The sequence below is a fragment of the Actinoallomurus sp. NPDC052308 genome, assembly GCF_040679195.1.
In the GTDB taxonomy this organism is placed as follows: Bacteria; Actinomycetota; Actinomycetes; order Streptosporangiales; family Streptosporangiaceae; genus Actinoallomurus; species Actinoallomurus liliacearum.
This window is the reverse complement of sequence record NZ_JBFAUM010000011.1, coordinates 205,613-222,355: the sequence shown is the minus strand read 5'-3', so window position 1 is coordinate 222,355 and position 16,743 is coordinate 205,613. Positions and strand designations below refer to the sequence as shown.

Genomic DNA, 16,743 nt, shown 5'->3' with positions numbered 1-16,743 from the left:
TCTCTTTCCCCCGCGGGCGCCCCGCCCCCCCCCCCCCCCCGGCGGGGGCCCCCCCCCCCCCCCCCCCCGCTTCCGTTCGGTCGGGCGGCCGGGCGGCCTGGCGACTCGGTGCCGGGCGGCTCGGTGCCGGCCGCCGAGGGCGCCTGCCGGATCAGGACGCACGGCCGGGGCGGCAGCGGCTGCTCCGAGCGTTCCGCTCGCGGGCGTGACGGTCGTCCCGCTCGTCAGGCCGGGTGCGGAGCGGACAGGCGGCCGCTCAGCCAGGCGTACGCCTGGGGCAGCATCGAGTTCCAGACCGAGGCGTTGTGGCCGCCCTTGGGCAGGACGTACAGGAAGGCCGCCGTCGGCGGCTTCACGAGCGGCATGATCTGGTTGATCGCCTGGTCGGAGTTGCGGTCCTGCCGGGTGCCGGCCAGCAGCAGGCTGACCGGCGGACGGTGCGCGCGCAGCAGGTCGAGCACCGAGTTCTGCGCGAACAGCGCGTGGTCCCGGCGGACCTCCGGAGTCTGCGGAACGGCGTCCCCCTGCATGGTGACGGCCGCGCTGAACAGGTCCGGCCGGCGGATCGCCATCTTCGCCGCGCAGTAGCCGCCGGTGGAGAACCCCATGAGCCCCCAGCCGCTCCGGTCCGGCTGGACACGGAACGCCCTGGTCACCGCCTGGCGCACGTCGTCGGTGAGCCAGCTCTCGACGCGTGGCCCGCCGGGGAAGTCGACGCACTCGGTGTCGCGGCCGTGCACGACCGTCGTCACCGGAGCGACGAGGATGAAGGGGTGCGCGCGGCCGGCCGTGATGGCCTCCTTGAGGGCGGCGGCGCCGTGCACGGCGTGGAACCAGGTCGAGGGGGTCCCGGGGTAGCCGGGCAGGAGTTCGACGACGGGATAGGTCTGATGGGCGTTGGCCGGCGAACCGTACCCGGGCGGCACCCAGACCAGGATTCGCGAGCGCACCCCGGAGTGTTCGCCGGTGACCGTCGCGGTGTAGACGTCCGGGTCCAGTTTCGGCGTGCGCTCGAAGCGCGCCGGCCCGCCGCCCACGCCTCCCGCGCCGACCTGCTCGATCGGGGTGCCCTCGCCCTTGCCGCCGCCGAACAGGTCGCTCCAGGAGGCGTAGAACTCGAAGTAGTGGTTGAGGGTGACGCCGCCGACGAGCAGCGCGAAGACCTGGCACATCACGATCATGAACAGCCGGACCGTGACGGCGAGCCGTCCCTTCACGCGGTTCCACACGTACAGGCAGGCCACCGGCCCCCCGATGGCGAGCAGGACGACCGCGATGAGAAGCGGCCAGCCCATCAGTCCCATGTCGTCCCCCGAAGAACCGTTGACGCGAGCAGGCCGAGGCTAAGTGGCGGCTCGCGGTCCCGGCTCCTGATTCATCCGCTTTTCGAGCGATGTTCACCTGGGAATCCGCTCGGCTCCGCCCGTGAGAGGAGCGCCGGGGCCCCGCCGTGTTCCCCCTTCCGTATGCCCGAGGGGCCGGGCGGGTGAACCGCCCGGCCCCTGCCGGTCGCCGTGTGCGGTCAGTGGGTGAGGAACGCGATCACCGCGTCGCGTCCGGCGTGCCCGCGCTCGCGGTTCTGGATCGAGTGCGAGGCGCCCTTCACGACGACGACCTTGCCGTTCGGCGCGTGCGTCGCCTCCTCGTACGCCCACTCGAGCGGCGTGGACAGGTCGTGGTCACCGTTCAGCAGCAGCACCGGGACGTTCGGCAGGCGGGCCGGCGGCTCCGCGGCCGGGCGCGCGGACCAGCGCAGGCACTCCTGGGTGAATCCGCTGCCCGCCGATGTCGCGAGCGTGTACGGCCACACACGGCGCGGGTCCGTGTGCCGCAGCGTCCGGTCCAGCTTCGCCTGCCGGCTGCCCAGGGGCGCGTCGGACCGGCCCCACGGGAAGGCGCCGTCGGAGCAGAACGCGTCGATGTGCAGCCCGGAACTGTAGGACGCGACGGGATCCCCGCCCGGCGCCATGTCGGCGATGATCGTGTCGAGCCGGGCCGGATCGCCCTGCCGGGCGGCGTGCAGCGCGCCGACGAGGTCGCCGTGCCCGGCGGGCAGGCCGGGCGGGTTCGGGTCGCGGTAGGTCGGGTCGAGGAACTCGTAGGAGACGATGGCGTCGAAGATCTTGACGCCGTCCGCGGCCGTACGGTGGCGGACCACCCAGGCCAGGTCCTCGGCCGGGTCGGACGCGCAGGCGGGCCCGGTCGCGCACGCGTCGCGCAGTACGCGGGCCTGGGCGTGCAGGCCGACGAAGTACAGGCCGTCGTCGGCCTGCGGGTCGACGTGCGGCAGCACCGAGTCGAGGACGACCTTGCGGACGTGGGTCGGATGGACGGCGGCGTAGCGCGCGGCGGTGAACGAGCCGTACGAGACGCCGTCGACGACCATCTTGGGCACGCCGAGCGCCTGGCGGAGCGCGTCGTAGTCGGCGACCGTCTGCTCGGTGCTGTAGAGGCCACGCCGGTCACCGAGGATGTCGGAGCACTCCTCGATGGCGGCGGGGGTGGGCGCGGCGATGTCGGAGCTGCCGACCTGGGCCTGCAGCTGCGGACAGTCGATCGCGCCGAACTCCCCGGTGCCGCGCTGGTCCAGCATGACGAACCGGTAGTCCTTGGCGAGCTCCGGCAGCCGCTGCGTGGCGATCCGGGTGATGAACGGCACGCCGGGCTGCCCGGGCCCGCCGGTGAGGAACAGCAGGACGCCCTTCGGCGCGCCGGCGTTGTCCGCGGTGGCGACCTGGAGGTCGAGCGTGCCGGGCACCTTGCCGCGGTGGTCGAGGGGTACTCGCAGGGTGGAGCAGGTGAAGCCGGGCTGGTCCGGGCACGGGTGCGGGTCGGCCAGCCGTGGCCGGCCCGGGGCGGCCGGGGCTCCGGCGGGTCGCGGAGCGCTGCCGGTCGTCGGCGACGGGGTGCCGTCCGCGGCGGCGGGGCCGCCGACCGCGGCCACGGCGGTGGCGACGACCGCGGTGACGAGGAGTCGTGATCGCATGTGCGGATTCTGACGATCGACGGCGCCGAGGAACATCCCTGACTCGCCGGTCGGTGCTTCCTTGACCTCTGGTGGCCACTCGGTACGCCGTACCGCCGCTCCGGGCGTCCGGGACGCGTGCGGTCCGGGGCCGATGTCAATCGCGGATCGCGACCACGCCAGGACTGGGCCAAGTCACGCGCGGTCGGCACGCCGCCCGGGGCGGATCCGGCTAGCGTCTGCGCTGATCACCATCAGGGGGGACGTCATGCGCTCATACGCGATCACCGCACTCATCGGGACCGGCCTGCTCGGCCTCGCGCCGCAGGCCCAGGCCGCGTCGCACGCCCGGCCGACGCACCCGCAGCCGGAGCGGCCCGGCGCTCAGAACGCCGCGCACGCCCGGCCCGCGGACCCACAGCCTGAGCCGGCCCGGCCCGCCGTCCATACGCAGCCGCAGCACGCCCGTCAGCTGACCCAGTCCCAGTCCCAGTCCGCCGGCCACACTCAGGCGCAGCAGAACCGGCCGTCGGCCGAGGCCGCTCACGGGCAGGCACAGCAGCCGGCGCGCACCGCCGTCCAGGCGAGGCGGGCCGAGCCGCGGCCCGACCGGCCCGGTGAGCAGAACACGAACGTCCGGTCGGGGAACGCGCAGCAGGTCCGGCCGGTCGCCGAGCACCCGGTGCGGATCGTGCCCGCCGACCCGCAGCCGATGCCGCGGCCGGCCTACGCCATGCACATGACCGGTCAGGCCACGCACTGGGAGGTCTCGCCCGGCGAGCTGCAGACCGTGCGCTGGACGCTCACCAACACGGGCAACCGGCCGCTCGAGCACGTGCAGCTGGTGGCCGCGATCCCGGCCGGCTGGTCGGTGCGTGAGGGGCAGGGCTGCGCCCGCCACGGCGAGTACCTCGGCTGTGACCTCGGCGGGCTCGAGCCGGGGCGGAGCTCGGCCGTCCTCGTTCCGATGGTCGTGCAGGGGCAGCCCGGAGCGGTGCGGCTGGCCGCCTGGTCGCGGGCGACCGCGGGTTCGCTGACCATCCCGGGTCCGACGACGTCGTTCCGCGTCGTGGTCACCGGCCGTCGATAGGTTCTGGCCAAGACGGACCTCCTGGGGCCAAACTGAACGCTATTCGGTTTGGCTTCCCAGGAGGTACCGGTGCCCGAGTTCACCATGACGATCGGCGGCGCCGCCGTGGAGACCACGGCCGCGTTCAACGTGATCAATCCGGCGACCGGGTCGCCGCACGCCGCCGCGCCGGACTGCTCGCGAGCCCAGCTCGACGCGGCCTTCGACGCGGCGGCGACGGCGTACCCGGCGTGGCGGTCCGATGAGGCCGCCCGGCGCACCGCGCTGAAGGCCGCGGCCGACGTGCTGCTGGCCGCGGCCGGCGGCGACCTGGCCGAGACCCTGACGGCGGAGCAGGGCAAGCCCCTCCAGGACGCCCGGTTCGAGGTCATGGGCGCCGCCATCTGGCTCCAGTACTTCGCCGACCTGGAGATCCCCCGCGAGGTCATTCAGGACGACGACCGGGCGAAGGTCGAGGTCGTACGCCGCCCGCTCGGGGTCGTCGCGGCGATCACGCCGTGGAACTTCCCGCTCGTCCTCGCCGCGTGGAAGATCGCCCCGGCGCTGCTGGCCGGGAACACCCTCGTCCTCAAGCCGTCCCCGTACACGCCGCTCGCGACGCTGAAGGTCGGCGAGCTGCTGCGCGACGTCCTCCCGCCGGGCGTGCTGAACGTCGTCAGCGGCGGCGACGGCCTGGGCGCGTGGATGACCTCGCACCCGGTCCCCCGCAAGATCAGCTTCACCGGGTCGATCGAGACGGGGAAGAAGGTCGCCGCCGCGGCGGCCCCGGACCTCAAGCGGACCACACTGGAGCTCGGCGGCAACGACCCGGCGATCGTGCTCGACGACGCCGACCCCGCGGTGGTCGCCGACAAGGTCTTCGACCAGGCCTTCGCCAACAACGGCCAGGTCTGCTCGGCCATCAAGCGGGTGTACGTCCCGGAACGGCTGTACGACGACGTCGTCGAGGCGCTCGCCGCGAAGGCGCGGTCCGTGAAGGTCGGGAACGGTCTGGAGGAGGGCGTCCAATACGGCCCGATCAACAACCGGCCGCAGTACGAGCGGGTCCAGGAGCTGGTGGCGGACGCGCTCGCGAACGGGGCGCGGGCGGCGGCCGGCGGGGCGCCGATCGACGGTCCCGGCTACTTCTTCGCGCCGACCATCCTGACGGACGTCGCCGAAGGGGTGCGGATCGTCGATGAGGAGCAGTTCGGCCCGGCCCTGCCCGTCCTCCGGTACACCGACGTCGAGGACGCGGTCGCCCGCGCGAACGCCACCGACTTCGGGCTGTCCGGCTCCGTCTGGGGAACCGACGCCGACCGTGCCGCCGAGGTCGCCGAGCGCCTGGAGTGCGGCACCGCGTGGGTGAACACGCACCTGGCCCTCGCGCCGCACCAGCCGTTCGGCGGGTTCAAGTGGAGCGGCATCGGCGTCGAGAACGGCACGTGGGGCCTCGTCGGCTTCACCGAGACCCAGGTCGTGCACCGCGCCAAGCGCTGACCGCGCCCCAGGAGTCCGCTGAACGACTCGCGAGTTCTCCCGGCCGGGCGGTAGCCGGGCCGGGAGGAATTTCTGCGGGGTCGCCAAGGTGAGACGGGCATCGTCGGGTCATTTCGGATTCGTCAAGTTCGCCGCAAAGTCGGGGAATGTGCCGGGTCAGGGCCGACCCGACGGCCTACGATGAGCGCGTGCCCGAACTGTTGTTCCCCTTCCTGGGCGTCGTCGCGCTCCTCACCGTGACCCCCGGCCCGGACATGCTCCTCGTCGTACGCAACGGCCTGAGCGCCGGCAGCCGTGCGGCCTGGCTGACCGGGCTGGGCTGCTGCCTGGGCATCTCGATCCACGCGACCGCGGCGGTGCTCGGGCTGTCCGCGATCCTCGCCGCGTCCGCGACCGCGTACACCGTGGTGAAGCTGGCCGGCGCGGCCTATCTGGCCTACCTGGGCATCCGGATGTTGATCTCGGCCATCATGTCCGTCGACCCGGCCGCGGAGGCGGAGGCCGACATCGCCGCGGCGGCCGCCCTGCCGGAGGCGACGGTTCCCGGGCCGGCCGTCGCGGAGTCGGCCGGCACCGCGCGGCCGACCGCGGCGGCGCCCGCTCCGGCCGCCGCGCCGGGCACGGCGGACGGCGTCCGATCCGCGCCCCTCACCAGCGGGGCGATGTTCCGGCAGGGCCTGTTCACCAACCTCCTCAACCCGAAGATCGCGCTGCTCTTCCTGACGCTGCTGCCGCAGTTCGTGGCGCACGACGAACCACGCCTGCGCACCACCGCGACGCTCGCCGTGATCTTCCTCGCGATCGCGGTCGTGTGGTGGCGGACGTTCTCCCTGGCGATCGGCCCGATCTCCCGGGTGCTGCGCGGCGGCACCGCCCGCCGGGCCCTCGATGGTCTGGCCGGCTCCGCCCTGCTCGCCATCAGCGCCGCTGTGGCCCTCGACGGCGACCGCTAGCAGCCGACCCCAGCCCCGCCCAGGAGGCACGCCGGCGGGGCCCTTCCGGCCGGAGGGCGCGTCAGCGCGCCAGCCAGGTGCGCAGCGCCCACCACCAGTGGGCGGAGTGGGCGACCGCCGCTCCGGTCGGCGGCACCAGGGACCGGCCGGTGATGTCGCCGAACCGCCGCACGCGGTACTTCACGGTGTTCGGATGGACGTGCAGGGCACCGGCCGTGGGCTCGATCCGTTTGTCGTTGTCCAGGTAGGCCAAGGCGGTCTCGGCGAGCTGCCGGTGGAAGTCGTCGGCCGGGTCCAGGCGGTCCAGGAGGGTGTCGGCCAGCAGCCGCCCGAGGTCCGGCGCGCCCGCGGCCGCCACCGCGAGGGCCAGGTCGGGCAGCCGGTGCAGGCCGCCCTCGCCCGCGACCGCCCGCAGTGCCGCCCGGCAGAGCGCGTACATCGAGGGGACGTCGGCCAGGGGCACCGCCGGAGACGCGACGAACAGCGGCGCGCCGGCCGGCAGGTCCGGCACCATCGGCACGAGCGCGGCGAGGCGGCCGTCGACGAGCGCGCACAGCCCGCCGGTCAGCAGCCGCTCCAGAGACGCGGCCGTTCGCGGGTCGCTGACGTCGCCGACCAGGCAGTGATAGGGGCGTGCGGCGTCGAGCGGCGCGGGGTCACCGCTCTCGCCGTGCAGGACCCGGCGCAGCACCTGAGCGTGCGCGTCACGGGTCGTCCGCGCCATCTCCAGCTCGGCGATCCGGTGCGCGTGGACCATGCGGTGCTCCAGCGCCGTCGCGACCGCGTCGATCCTGATCATCCCCTCGAGGAGGTCGTCCGCGGGCAGGCCGGCGGCGCGGCCGCGCTCCACGACCGTGCGCACGATCAGTGCCCGCCCGGCCTGGAAACCGTCGAGCAGCGCCGCGACCGGCACGCCCTGGCGGGCGCGGTCGGCACCGAGCCGCCCGGCGGCCCGCAGGTCCGCCTCGGCCAGCTCCCCTCCCGCCGTGATCGCGCCGATCGCGGCTTGGACCACCGCCCGCACGTGCCGGCGGACCTCGGCCTCCGGGAGGGCCGCGACCGGCGGCGAGTGCACCCGCGCGGCCCGCACGGCCGCGTCCGCGATCACGCCGTCGTCGTCTCTCAACAGCTCGCTGAAGCGGTTCATTGGCTCTCTCGGATAATCACCTTCCGCATCCTTGGTGCCGGTGCGGCTAGGCGAAACGTCGTGCGATCAGGTTTGGTATCAGGAGACGAACATCGGAGGAGTCAACCCATGGCAGACGAGTTCCTGGACAAACTGCCCCCGCAAGAGCTGATCTTCAACCTGCCCCCGGCCTTCGAGACGGTCGAGGAGGAGCGGCGGCATCGCAAGGAGCGGCTCGCGGCGGCGCTGCGGCTGTTCGGCAAGTTCGGGTTCGAGGAGGGCGTCGCCGGGCACATCACCGCGCGCGACCCCGAGCTCACCGACCACTTCTGGGTGAACCCGTTCGGGATGTCGTTCAAGCACATCCGGGTGAGCGACCTCATCCTCGTCAACCACGAGGGCAAGGTCGTCCAAGGCCGCTACCCCGTCAACGAGGCGGCGTTCGCCATCCACTCCCAGATCCACCAGGCGCGGCCCGACGTCGTGGCGGCAGCCCACAGCCACTCCGTACACGGCCGGGCGATCTCGGCCCTCGGCGAGCTGCTGGAGCCGATCACGCAGGACGTGTGCGCGTTCTACGAGGACCACGCCCTGTTCGACGACTACACCGGCGTGGTGACGGACGTGGAGGAGGGCCGGCGCATCGCCACCGCCCTCGGCGACCGCAAGGCCGTCATCCTGCGTAACCACGGCCTGCTCACGGTCGGTGACTCGGTCGACGCCGCCGCCTGGTGGTTCATCACGATGGAGCGCTCCTGCCAGGTCCAGCTGCTGGCCAAGGCCGCCGGCCGGGTCGTGCACATCTCCGAGGAGAACGCCAAGCTCACCCACGACCAGCTCGGCAACGACCTGGTGGCGTGGATCAACTACCAGCCGCTGTACGACCAGATCGTCCGCGAGCAGCCCGACCTGTTCGAGTGACGGCGGGCCCGCCGGGCGGATGCCCACCCGGCGGCGCTGACGCCGGTTGCAAATTACCGTCAAGCCCGTCGCCCTTCCGGGACCACGGGCCGAGCGCTAAGTTGCCTCTGCCCTGGTCGTACGGCCGGTGTCCTTCCAGTGATCCCCTTGCGATCCGGCCCCGCGGCCACGGCGTGCCGGGGAGGGGGGCGATCCACGCGATCGCCCCCCTCCCTGCGGCACGTCGCCCGTGCCCCACGGACGTTCGTCACGGCAGGAGCTCGCTCCACAGCGGGATCCGCGGCTCGACCAGCAGCCGCATTCCCGCCTCTTCGGGGGTACGGTCCCGCTTGCGGTTGTTGCAGGGACCGCACGCCAGGACGGTGTTCTCCCAGGTCGACCCGCCGCCGCGTGACTGGGGGAAGATGTGGTCGACGGTGTTCCCCCGCCCACCGCAGTAGGCGCACAACCCGCCGTCCCGGCGCCGGAGCCCCCGCTTGCCCCACGTCGGCCGATGGCCGTGCCGCCACCGCATGGCCACGTAGCGGACCAGCCGCAACACCCGCGGTAACGGGAAGTGCCCGATCCGCCGCCCCTCCACCGCCTCCTCGACCACCGCGACGCCGCGTACGAGCATCCGCACCGCGTGCCGCACGTCGACCTTGTGCAGCGGCTCGTACGACGCGTTCAGAACGAGTACGTGCACCGAAATCCCCTATCGAATGAAAAGGGCCGCTCCCGGAGGTCCGGAGGCGGCCGACGTCGTACCAGGGCGTCAATCGCCCTGGCGGTGGTCTCCGTCGGCTATTCGATCGTGTCTCCGGCGCTCATCCGGACCGTACTCGGCCGGGTCACCGCAGGTCAGAGCCTCGGTGGACATGCGTGAGCGCCGCCCCGGCGGGGTGTGCGCGGCCGGCGCGTCGCTCGGCGTCTCGTCCGCCGACTCGATGTGGTCGTACACCCTCTCCCCCTTTCTTCCCCGAAATCGGGAATAGCATGATTCAACGGAGGCACCGCAGGCAACGCCTTTTTCGGAATATCCCACGGGATGCGGTCCGCGGCAATGGGCATATCGGTCAGCCGCACGCGACGCCCACGCCGACCGCCGGTGCGGCCGCCCACCGCTGAGCCGCACGGCCGCACGGCCGCACCGACCGATCGTCCAGCGACGCGCCTGCCGCCCAGCGGCCCGGCCACCGCGCCGGGCGACGGACCGGCGCAGCGTGTCCGGCTACCCGACGAGGCGCCGGATCGCGGTGAGCGTACGCTCGCCCCCGGGGTCGCCGCCCGTCGCCGGGACCACCGCGACCTCGTCCACCCCGGCGTCGGCGTACTCCCGCAGGCGCGTCCGCACCTCGTCCGCGGTGCCCACCAGTCCGACCCGGCCCGCGACATCGAAGGGCAGAGCGGTCAGCAGTTCCTTCGGCTGGGCTCCGTCCCGTGCCATGGCCACCGCGTCGCCCAGGCCGACGTCGGTGAACGCCTCGGCGTACCCGGGCAGCCCGAGGTACGGGACGATGCTCCACATCAACTGCGCGTACGACTCAGGCGTCGGATCGACGGCCGCGGGCAGCCACGCGACCAGCCGGGGCGCGCGGCGCCCGGCCTTGCCCGCCGCCGCGTCCAGCGTCGCCCGCAGGTCGGCGGCGACCCCGGGCGACACCATGTCGATCAGCATCCGGTCCGCGTGCTCGGCCGCCGTCCGTACCGCCCGGTCACCGAAGGCCGCCACACTGAGCGGGCCGCCGGGCGGCGCCAGCCTGAGCCGGAAGCCGTGCGTCCGCACGACCTCGCCGTCCAGGTCGACCCGCTCGCCGGTCAGCAGCGCCCGGACGGCCCGCGCGCTCTCCTCGAGGGCGGTCGCCGGACGCTCCCCCGACCGGCCGTGCCACCGCTCGACCACCCGCGGGCTCGACGTGCCGAGCGCGACCCCGATCCGCCTCCGTGTGAGGGCGGCTACCGACGCGGCTCCCATCGCGATCATCATCGGGTCCCGGACGGTCACGGGCAACGGGCCGACCGTCATCTCGATCTGGTCGGTGGCCAGGCCGATCGCGGACGCCAGGGCGAACGCGTCCCACGTGTCGGTCTCACCGATCCAGAGTTCCCCGAACCGCAGCCGGTCGGCGATCGCCGCCGTGTGCAGGGCCTCCTCCGGCGGACGGTCGGGCCAATCTCCGATAACGACGCTCATGTCCATGGCGCTCATCGAACCAGACCTCGGTTCTCGCTCGCGTCGTCGCAGGCGACGGGCGCCTACCGGCGCCGGCATCTTAGTGGCGACACGGCGCGGTCCCGGCGGGTGGGCGGCACGGATGCGACGCGATCGCACCGTACAGTGGTCGCCGTGGCTGAAGAGGCATGGAAGGTAGAACCCTCCGGACCGCTGCGCGGCGACATCCACGTGCGCGGTTCGAAGAACGCCGTCACCAAGCACATGGTCGCGGCGATGCTCGGCGAGGGCGAGAGCACGATCCGCAACGCCCCCGAGGTGGGCGACGTGGAGATCACCGGCGCGATGCTGGAGGCCCTCGGACACACCGTCGAACGCACCGGCCCCGACATCACGGTCTCGCCCGGAGCGGTGACCGACCCGCGCGTGCCCAGGGCGTTCACCGGGCTCAACCGCATTCCCATCCTCATGGTCGGCCCGCTGCTCCACCTCACGGGGGAGGCGTTCGTGCCCCTGGTCGGCGGAGACCCGATCGGCCGCCGGCCTGTCGACTTCCACGTCGACGCCCTTCGCGCGATGGGTGCGGAGGTGGAGGTGGGCGACACCGGCATCGCCGCCCGCGCGAGCCGCCTGTACGGCGCGCGGATCGACCTGCCGTACCCCAGCGTCGGCGCCACCGAGACCGTGCTGATGACCGCGGTGCTGGCCGAGGGCAAGACGGTGCTGCGCGGCGCCGCCATGGAGCCCGAGGTCGTCGAGCTGGCGCTGTTCCTGCAGCGCATGGGCGCGCACATCGAGCTGAGCCCCGACCGCCGCATCGTCATCGAGGGCGTCGACCGGCTGAAGGGCGCGTCGACGCGGCTCTCCGGGGACCGCCTGGAGGCGTTCTCCTATCTCGTCGCGGGGCTCATCACCCGCGGCGAGGTCCGCGTGCACGGCTGCGCGCAGGACCGCCTCGTCACCGCGATCACCACGCTGGCCCGGATGGGCGCCCGCTTCGAGATCACCGACGAGTGGATCACCGCGTCCGCGCCGGACGGGCTGCGCCCGGCCGCCGTGCACACCGACACGCACCCGGGCTACATGACCGACTGGCAGCAGCCCCTCATGGTGTTGTTCACCCAGGCCGAGGGAATGTCCGTGCTGCACGAGACGGTGTTCGAGAACCGCCTGGTGTACGTGCCCGCGCTGAAGAAGATGGGCTGCGAGATCGAGGTCTTCAACGCCTGCCTCGGCGGCCCCGCGTGCCGGTTCCACGACAGCAACTCGGTGCACTCGGCGGTCGTCCGCGGGGTGTCCAAGCTGACCGGCGCCGACGTGACCATGCCTGACGTTCGCGCCGGGTTCTCGGCCGTCCTGGCGGCGTCCGTGGCCGACGGCACGTCCACCCTGCGCGGCGTGCACCACATCGAGCGGGGCTACCACCGGCCGGCGGAGCAGTTCGCGTCCCTGGGCCTCAAGCTGGAGACCGTCGCCGTCTGAGCGCCGGCCGCCGGCGGCCGGCGCGGGCACACGCCGTGGCGGCCGCCGGGCCGGGACTCATCTCGAAGTTCCCGTCCGTGCGGTAGGACGGCGGGGCTTTGAGACAGGTCCTACGGGTGGTAGACCTCGGCGACCTTGGTGACGGTGCTGCCCTTCATCGTCAGGTAGGCGTCGACCTGCGCGCCGTCCTTGATGGCGGCTTCGAGCTGCTGCAGCGTGCAGGGCTTGACGCCGACGCCGGTCTTCTCGTCGACGGTCGCGTCGTCGCCGGAGCAGATGTTGACCGCGCTGAGCACGGTGGCGTCCTTCGCGACGGTGGCGGTCCGCACGGGCCCGGTCGGCTCGATCGCCTCGTCGGGTTCCTGCACCTTCTGGGTGCCCTGGTACTCCAGGGCGCCCGATCCGGCGTCGTACTTCTTCAGCAGGACGACCTGGGTCGTGACGACCTTCCCGGAGTCCGCCGCGGCGGCCTTGGGCTTGCCGCCTGAACACGCCCCGCTCAGCAGCAGGGCGGCCATCGCCCCGGCCGCTGCGAACGCTCGCACCGATCTCGTCATGATCACGAGACCCTACAACAGGGCGGGGGGCCGTGCCCGCCGAGCGGCGGAATCACTCCAGATCAGGCGCGCAGGCGGCGTACGGCCTGCCGGGCGCCGGGGATCTTCTTGATCGCGCGCCGCAGCAGCGCGCCCCGCGAACCGTCGCGCTCGGCCTCGGATGCCAGGACGCGGACGCTCAGCCTGCCGTTCTCGGTGCGGTACGGCGCCAGGCGCCCCCGGTGGGCGATCCGCTCGCCGCCCTCCAGGCGACGCTCGACGGTCCACCCGCCGGTGTCGAACCGCGCGACGAAGTCCCAGACGCCGGGCGTGAGCACCGGGTCGGCGGCGGGATCGACCACGGCCATGCCGGACATCGCGAACGCGTCCGACGACTCGACCGTCACCGGCAGGAGATGGTCCGCCGAATCCTTCCGGTGCCGGATGTAGAGGTCGAGACGGCGCCCCTCGCCGGCGGCGTCGAGCACGTCGGCGGGGACCGGCAGCGGCACGGGCGGCCGCCACCGGCCGTCGCGTACGGCGAACGGCGTGCCGTCGGCGTGGACGAGACGGACGGCGAAGCGCACGACGAGCCGGTCCTCGTCCCACCGCAGGTCGTCCACGGTGGTGGCGAGGGTGACGCCGCGTTCGGCCTCGACCAGGCCGAACAGGTCGTCGTAGGCGTCGGCGCGCAGGAGGGCGGCGCGGACGCGCATCCGGAGCGGCAGCGACCGGTCGATGCCCTCGCCGAACCGCTCGACGACCAGCCGCCGGGCCTCGTCGTAGACGGCGCGGCGGTAGTCCGGCGGGGCCTCCAGGAAGCTCTTCTCCCCGAGCCGTTTGAGGATCTTCCCGCGGTACCAGTGGGCGTAGTACCGCTCCCGGTCGGGACCGGGCTCGACGTGCTCGTCGACGATGTCGAGGACCTCGCGCAGCGCGCCGTAGTAGTGCGCGGGGTCCGGCCGGCTGCGGGAGTAGCTGCCGGGGCGCCGCACCCAGTGACAGCACGGATAGTCGGCGAGCACCGAGATGACGCCGGCCCGGAAGTAGGCCTTGAGGACGAACCGGTGGTCCTCCAGCCGTACCGGTCCCTCCGGGAACCGGATCCGGTGCGCGTCGAGGAACGACCGGCGGAACAGCTTGTGCGGCGTGAGGATGCCGTACAACGCGTCCTTGAGCACGTCGGCGCGGTCCCGGGACTGCCGGAACATCGCGCGGGGCACCGCGCGGCCGTGGCCGACCATCTTGCCGATCACGATGTCGGCGTCGTTGCGGACCGCCATGGCGTGCATGCGCTCGAGCGCCTCGGGGCCGAGCCAGTCGTCGTCATCGAGGAAGTAGACGTAGTCGCCGCGGGCCGCGTCGATGCCGGCGTTGCGCGGGCCGCCGGGCCCGCCGCTGGGCGGGAGATGGATGACCCGGACGCGGTCGTGCTCGGCGGCCAGCCCGTCGAGGCGCTTCTCGGTGCCGTCGTCCGAGCCGTCGTCGGCGAAGATCACCTCATAGTCGTCGAGCGTCTGGCCGAGGACGGACTCGACGCACCGGGAGAGGTCCTCGCCGGTGTTGTACACCGGCACGACCACGCTCACCTTCACCGAGTCAGCTCCAGCGCGGCGCGCACCGCCGGGGCGAGGAGGTGCTCGTCGTCGGGGTCGACGTAGAGCCACTCGTCGACCTCTCCGGTGGCGGCCAGATCCCCCTCGTAGTCGGCGGTGTAGCAGGCCATCCGGACGCGGGTGCCCGGCGGCTGGTCGTGCGCGGGCGCCTCGACCACCCCGATCGACCGGAAGGTGCCCCGGTCGAGCCGGACGCCGAGCTCCTCACGCACCTCACGGGACAGGGCGGTCCAGTCGTCCTCCCCCGGCTCGCGCTTGCCGCCGGGCAGGTAGAGCCGGTCGCGCTGCCGGGCGCGGACGGCCAGCAGCCGTCCCTGCGACATGTGAACCCATCCCACGACATCGAGCACGGGCCCATCCTGCCAGGTGGGGCCCGTGCCCGCTCGTCACCACGCGATCCGCCGGGGTCGGCGCACGACGCTCGCCCGGAGTGGGCGCACGGCGCCGGGCCGGAGTCAGTGCAGGGCGCTGCCCTTGACCCAGTCGGCCCAGGAGAGCTGCCAGTAGCCGAAGCCGTTGTCCGGTTCGAGCTCCCGGTCGGTGCCGGTGACCTTGACGATGTCCCCGCGGTTCGACAGGTCGTAGAACCACTTGGCGAAGGAGGGCGGCGCGTTGACGCAGCCGTGGCTGACGTTCTCCCGGCCCTGGGAGCCGACCGACCAGGGCGCGGAGTGGACGTACTCGCCGCTGGAGGAGATCTGCACGGCCTGGTAGACGGTCAGGCTGTAGTAGTTCGGGTTGCTCGTGTCCGTGACGCCCATCCAGCCGGACGTCATCGTGACCGGGCTCTGCTTGCCCATGACGGCGTGGACGCCGTTCGTGGTCGTGTACTTGCGCTCGCCGCCCTTGCCCGCGCTGATCGCGGCGGTCTTGACGGTCCGGCCGTCGACCGCGACGGTCATCTGGTGCGTCTTCACGTCGACGGCGCTGATGTGGGAGTCGCCGATCGTGAAGGAGCGGCTGTAGTCCTTGGTCCCGTAGGTGTCCTGGGCGCCCCGGACCCCGGCCAGGTGCGCGGTGAACGTCACGGTCTGGTGGGGTTGCCAGTAGTCCTTGGTCCGGTAGACGGCCTCCTGGTTCCCGAACCAGTGCCAGGCGCCCTCGGCGTGCTTTGAGGAGGTGACGCTCAGGGCGCGTTCGACGTTCGCCTTGTTGTAGACCGGGTCGCTGAACTTGACGATGAGCGGCATGCCGACGCCGACCGTCTCGCCCGGCATGGGGGTGATGTCGGCGACGCCGAACGTCTGCTTCGGGGTCAGCGTCTGGAAGGCGCTGTTCGCCGTGGTGGTCTTGCCACCGGAGTTCTTCGCGGTCGCGGTGACGGTGTACTTCGTCGCCGGCTTGAGCGTCCCGGCCGACGTCCACTGGACGTGTCCCTTGTCGAACGTTCCAGCGACCTGCCCGCCGGCGTCCCGTACGGTCACGTCGCGCAGCCTGCCCTTCGCGGCCTTGACGACGATGGGCTGGTCGGGGCGGCTGTCGGCCGCGCCGTTGACCGGCGTGATCGTGACCGTGGCCGGCGACGACGAGGAGCCGCCCAACCCGCATCCCGTGGTCGACAACAGCAGCGTCGCTCCGGTCACCACGAGCATCACTCGGCGCTTCACCGTGAATCTCCTTGGACGGACGATCAGGTCTTCGGGGCCAGATGCCCTCATATTGAGAGATGTCACGTGCCTTCGGATTGTTCGCCGGAATTCCCGCGCTCTTGCGCGCTGACTCCGGTCAGGCGGGGACTGCGGTGACCCGGTTCACGCAGCGCTTGAAACCCCACACCGAGATGAACACCGCGGTCGCGCCCAGAGTGGCCACCGCCGCGGTCCGCACCCATAGGAAGGTCCCGATCGACTGGCTGAACAGCAGCCAGAGGCTGATGGCGGTGTTGAGCGTGAAGGTCAGGGACCACAGCAGCGAGATCCGCAGGAAGAAGCGGCGGACCCGGGCGTGCGCGAGGAACGCGTCGGGCAACGGCACCAGGTCGGTGGCGACCTTGGCGGCGAGGGGACGACCGAGCGGGACCGAGGCCAGGAAGGAGACCGCGACGAGCATCGTGCCCAGGGTCGGCTGCAGGAAGTAGACCACGGCACTGCCCGTGACGGCCGCCAGCGCGGCGCGGGCGGTGACGCCGAGCGCCGCGAGCAGCAGCGTGCCGGGCACGGGCCTGCGGCGAACGACGCGGACGGCGATCCCGCCGTAGACCCAGGCCACCGCGGTCACCAGCGCGCCGTTCAGCCCGAGGACGACGAGACCCGCGTAGAACACGACGACGGGGGCGATCATGCCTTCGACGACCCTGGGCAGCGCGTGCAGGAGGAGAGCGGTCAGGCGGGGAATCTCGAACCGATGCGGTGACTCCATGTGCCGGGCGACTCCCGATCGATCGATTTCAGGAGGACTTCAGGAAGACCCGGCCCACGGTACGC

At 72.6% G+C, this 16,743-nt stretch carries 15 protein-coding genes; 5 read left to right on the top strand and 10 right to left on the bottom strand.

Annotation, left to right across the window (positions count from 1 at the left end):
• Nucleotides 1–224 precede the first annotated feature (224 nt).
• Nucleotides 225–1,304 carry an alpha/beta hydrolase-fold protein gene (locus AB0L00_RS25820; protein WP_364438980.1) on the bottom strand — a complete coding sequence of 360 codons (1,080 nt, stop codon included), beginning with the start codon at nt 1,302–1,304 and terminating at the stop codon, nt 225–227.
• 218 nt (nt 1,305–1,522) lie between these two features.
• Nucleotides 1,523–2,986 (bottom strand): alpha/beta fold hydrolase, encoded by a 1,464-nt coding sequence (locus AB0L00_RS25815; protein ID WP_364438977.1) that lies wholly within the window; start codon nt 2,984–2,986, stop codon nt 1,523–1,525.
• A 247-nt stretch (nt 2,987–3,233) separates the two neighbouring features.
• On the opposite strand from AB0L00_RS25815, the gene AB0L00_RS25810 reads away from it, so the two are divergent.
• The 3 genes from AB0L00_RS25810 to AB0L00_RS25800 all read left to right on the top strand — a co-directional run bounded on the left by AB0L00_RS25810 (nt 3,234) and on the right by AB0L00_RS25800 (nt 6,487).
• Entirely contained in the window at nt 3,234–4,055 is an 822-nt protein-coding gene (locus AB0L00_RS25810) for an NEW3 domain-containing protein (RefSeq protein ID WP_364438974.1), read from the top strand.
• A 69-nt stretch (nt 4,056–4,124) separates the two neighbouring features.
• On the top strand, nt 4,125–5,534 hold the full coding sequence (locus AB0L00_RS25805; protein ID WP_364438971.1) for an aldehyde dehydrogenase family protein: 1,410 nt from the start codon (nt 4,125–4,127) through the stop codon (nt 5,532–5,534).
• 188 nt (nt 5,535–5,722) lie between these two features.
• Nucleotides 5,723–6,487, top strand: coding sequence for a LysE family translocator (locus tag AB0L00_RS25800; RefSeq protein WP_364438968.1), 765 nt, complete (start codon nt 5,723–5,725; stop codon nt 6,485–6,487).
• Nucleotides 6,488–6,548: 61 nt separating this feature from the next.
• On the opposite strand, the gene AB0L00_RS25795 is transcribed toward AB0L00_RS25800, so the two are convergent.
• Nucleotides 6,549–7,634, bottom strand: coding sequence for a helix-turn-helix domain-containing protein (locus AB0L00_RS25795; protein WP_364438965.1), 1,086 nt, complete (start codon nt 7,632–7,634; stop codon nt 6,549–6,551).
• A gap of 108 nt (nt 7,635–7,742) precedes the next feature.
• Here AB0L00_RS25795 and AB0L00_RS25790 point away from each other — a divergent pair, with 108 nt between their 5' ends.
• Nucleotides 7,743–8,534, top strand: a complete 792-nt coding sequence (locus AB0L00_RS25790) for a class II aldolase/adducin family protein (RefSeq protein ID WP_364438962.1) — start codon at nt 7,743–7,745, stop codon at nt 8,532–8,534.
• A gap of 247 nt (nt 8,535–8,781) precedes the next feature.
• Here the strand turns inward: AB0L00_RS25790 and AB0L00_RS25785 are convergent, their stop codons facing one another.
• A complete protein-coding gene (locus AB0L00_RS25785) occupies nt 8,782–9,219 on the bottom strand; it encodes an HNH endonuclease (RefSeq protein ID WP_364438959.1) in 438 nt (145 codons plus the stop codon).
• Between the two features lie 525 nt (nt 9,220–9,744).
• Nucleotides 9,745–10,707 (bottom strand): LLM class F420-dependent oxidoreductase, encoded by a 963-nt coding sequence (locus tag AB0L00_RS25780; RefSeq protein WP_364438956.1) that lies wholly within the window; start codon nt 10,705–10,707, stop codon nt 9,745–9,747.
• A 153-nt stretch (nt 10,708–10,860) separates the two neighbouring features.
• On the opposite strand from AB0L00_RS25780, the gene murA reads away from it, so the two are divergent.
• Nucleotides 10,861–12,168, top strand: a complete 1,308-nt coding sequence (murA, locus tag AB0L00_RS25775) for a UDP-N-acetylglucosamine 1-carboxyvinyltransferase (protein WP_364438953.1) — start codon at nt 10,861–10,863, stop codon at nt 12,166–12,168.
• A gap of 110 nt (nt 12,169–12,278) precedes the next feature.
• On the opposite strand, the gene AB0L00_RS25770 is transcribed toward murA, so the two are convergent.
• The 5 genes from AB0L00_RS25770 to AB0L00_RS25750 form a co-directional block, all read right to left on the bottom strand.
• The gene (locus tag AB0L00_RS25770) at nt 12,279–12,725 is read right to left on the bottom strand and encodes a hypothetical protein (RefSeq protein ID WP_364438950.1); all 447 of its coding nucleotides are present in this window, start codon (nt 12,723–12,725) and stop codon (nt 12,279–12,281) included.
• Nucleotides 12,726–12,787: 62 nt separating this feature from the next.
• On the bottom strand, nt 12,788–14,299 hold the full coding sequence (locus AB0L00_RS25765; RefSeq protein WP_364438947.1) for a glycosyltransferase family 2 protein: 1,512 nt from the start codon (nt 14,297–14,299) through the stop codon (nt 12,788–12,790).
• Complete coding sequence (locus tag AB0L00_RS25760) at nt 14,296–14,670, bottom strand: NUDIX domain-containing protein (RefSeq protein ID WP_345357838.1); 375 nt, start codon at nt 14,668–14,670, stop codon at nt 14,296–14,298. Before AB0L00_RS25760 ends, AB0L00_RS25765 begins: the two co-directional genes overlap by 4 nt.
• A 105-nt stretch (nt 14,671–14,775) precedes the next feature.
• Complete coding sequence (locus tag AB0L00_RS25755) at nt 14,776–15,927, bottom strand: Ig-like domain-containing protein (RefSeq protein WP_364438944.1); 1,152 nt, start codon at nt 15,925–15,927, stop codon at nt 14,776–14,778.
• Between the two features lie 118 nt (nt 15,928–16,045).
• Entirely contained in the window at nt 16,046–16,678 is a 633-nt protein-coding gene (locus AB0L00_RS25750; RefSeq protein ID WP_364438941.1) for a VC0807 family protein, read from the bottom strand.
• Nucleotides 16,679–16,743: the final 65 nt, after the last annotated feature.

What these genes read in the sequence shown, in the direction of transcription:
- AB0L00_RS25815 (WP_364438977.1), bottom strand. Translation starts at nt 2,986, where the DNA reads ATGCGATCACGACTCCTCGTCACCGCGGTCGTCGCCACCGCCGTGGCC.
- AB0L00_RS25795 (WP_364438965.1), bottom strand. Translation starts at nt 7,634, where the DNA reads ATGAACCGCTTCAGCGAGCTGTTGAGAGACGACGACGGCGTGATCGCG.
- AB0L00_RS25770 (WP_364438950.1), bottom strand. Translation starts at nt 12,725, where the DNA reads ATGACGAGATCGGTGCGAGCGTTCGCAGCGGCCGGGGCGATGGCCGCC.
- AB0L00_RS25810 (WP_364438974.1), top strand. Translation starts at nt 3,234, where the DNA reads ATGCGCTCATACGCGATCACCGCACTCATCGGGACCGGCCTGCTCGGC.
- AB0L00_RS25780 (WP_364438956.1), bottom strand. Translation starts at nt 10,707, where the DNA reads ATGAGCGTCGTTATCGGAGATTGGCCCGACCGTCCGCCGGAGGAGGCC.
- AB0L00_RS25750 (WP_364438941.1), bottom strand. Translation starts at nt 16,678, where the DNA reads ATGGAGTCACCGCATCGGTTCGAGATTCCCCGCCTGACCGCTCTCCTC.
- AB0L00_RS25790 (WP_364438962.1), top strand. Translation starts at nt 7,743, where the DNA reads ATGGCAGACGAGTTCCTGGACAAACTGCCCCCGCAAGAGCTGATCTTC.
- AB0L00_RS25820 (WP_364438980.1), bottom strand. Translation starts at nt 1,304, where the DNA reads ATGGGACTGATGGGCTGGCCGCTTCTCATCGCGGTCGTCCTGCTCGCC.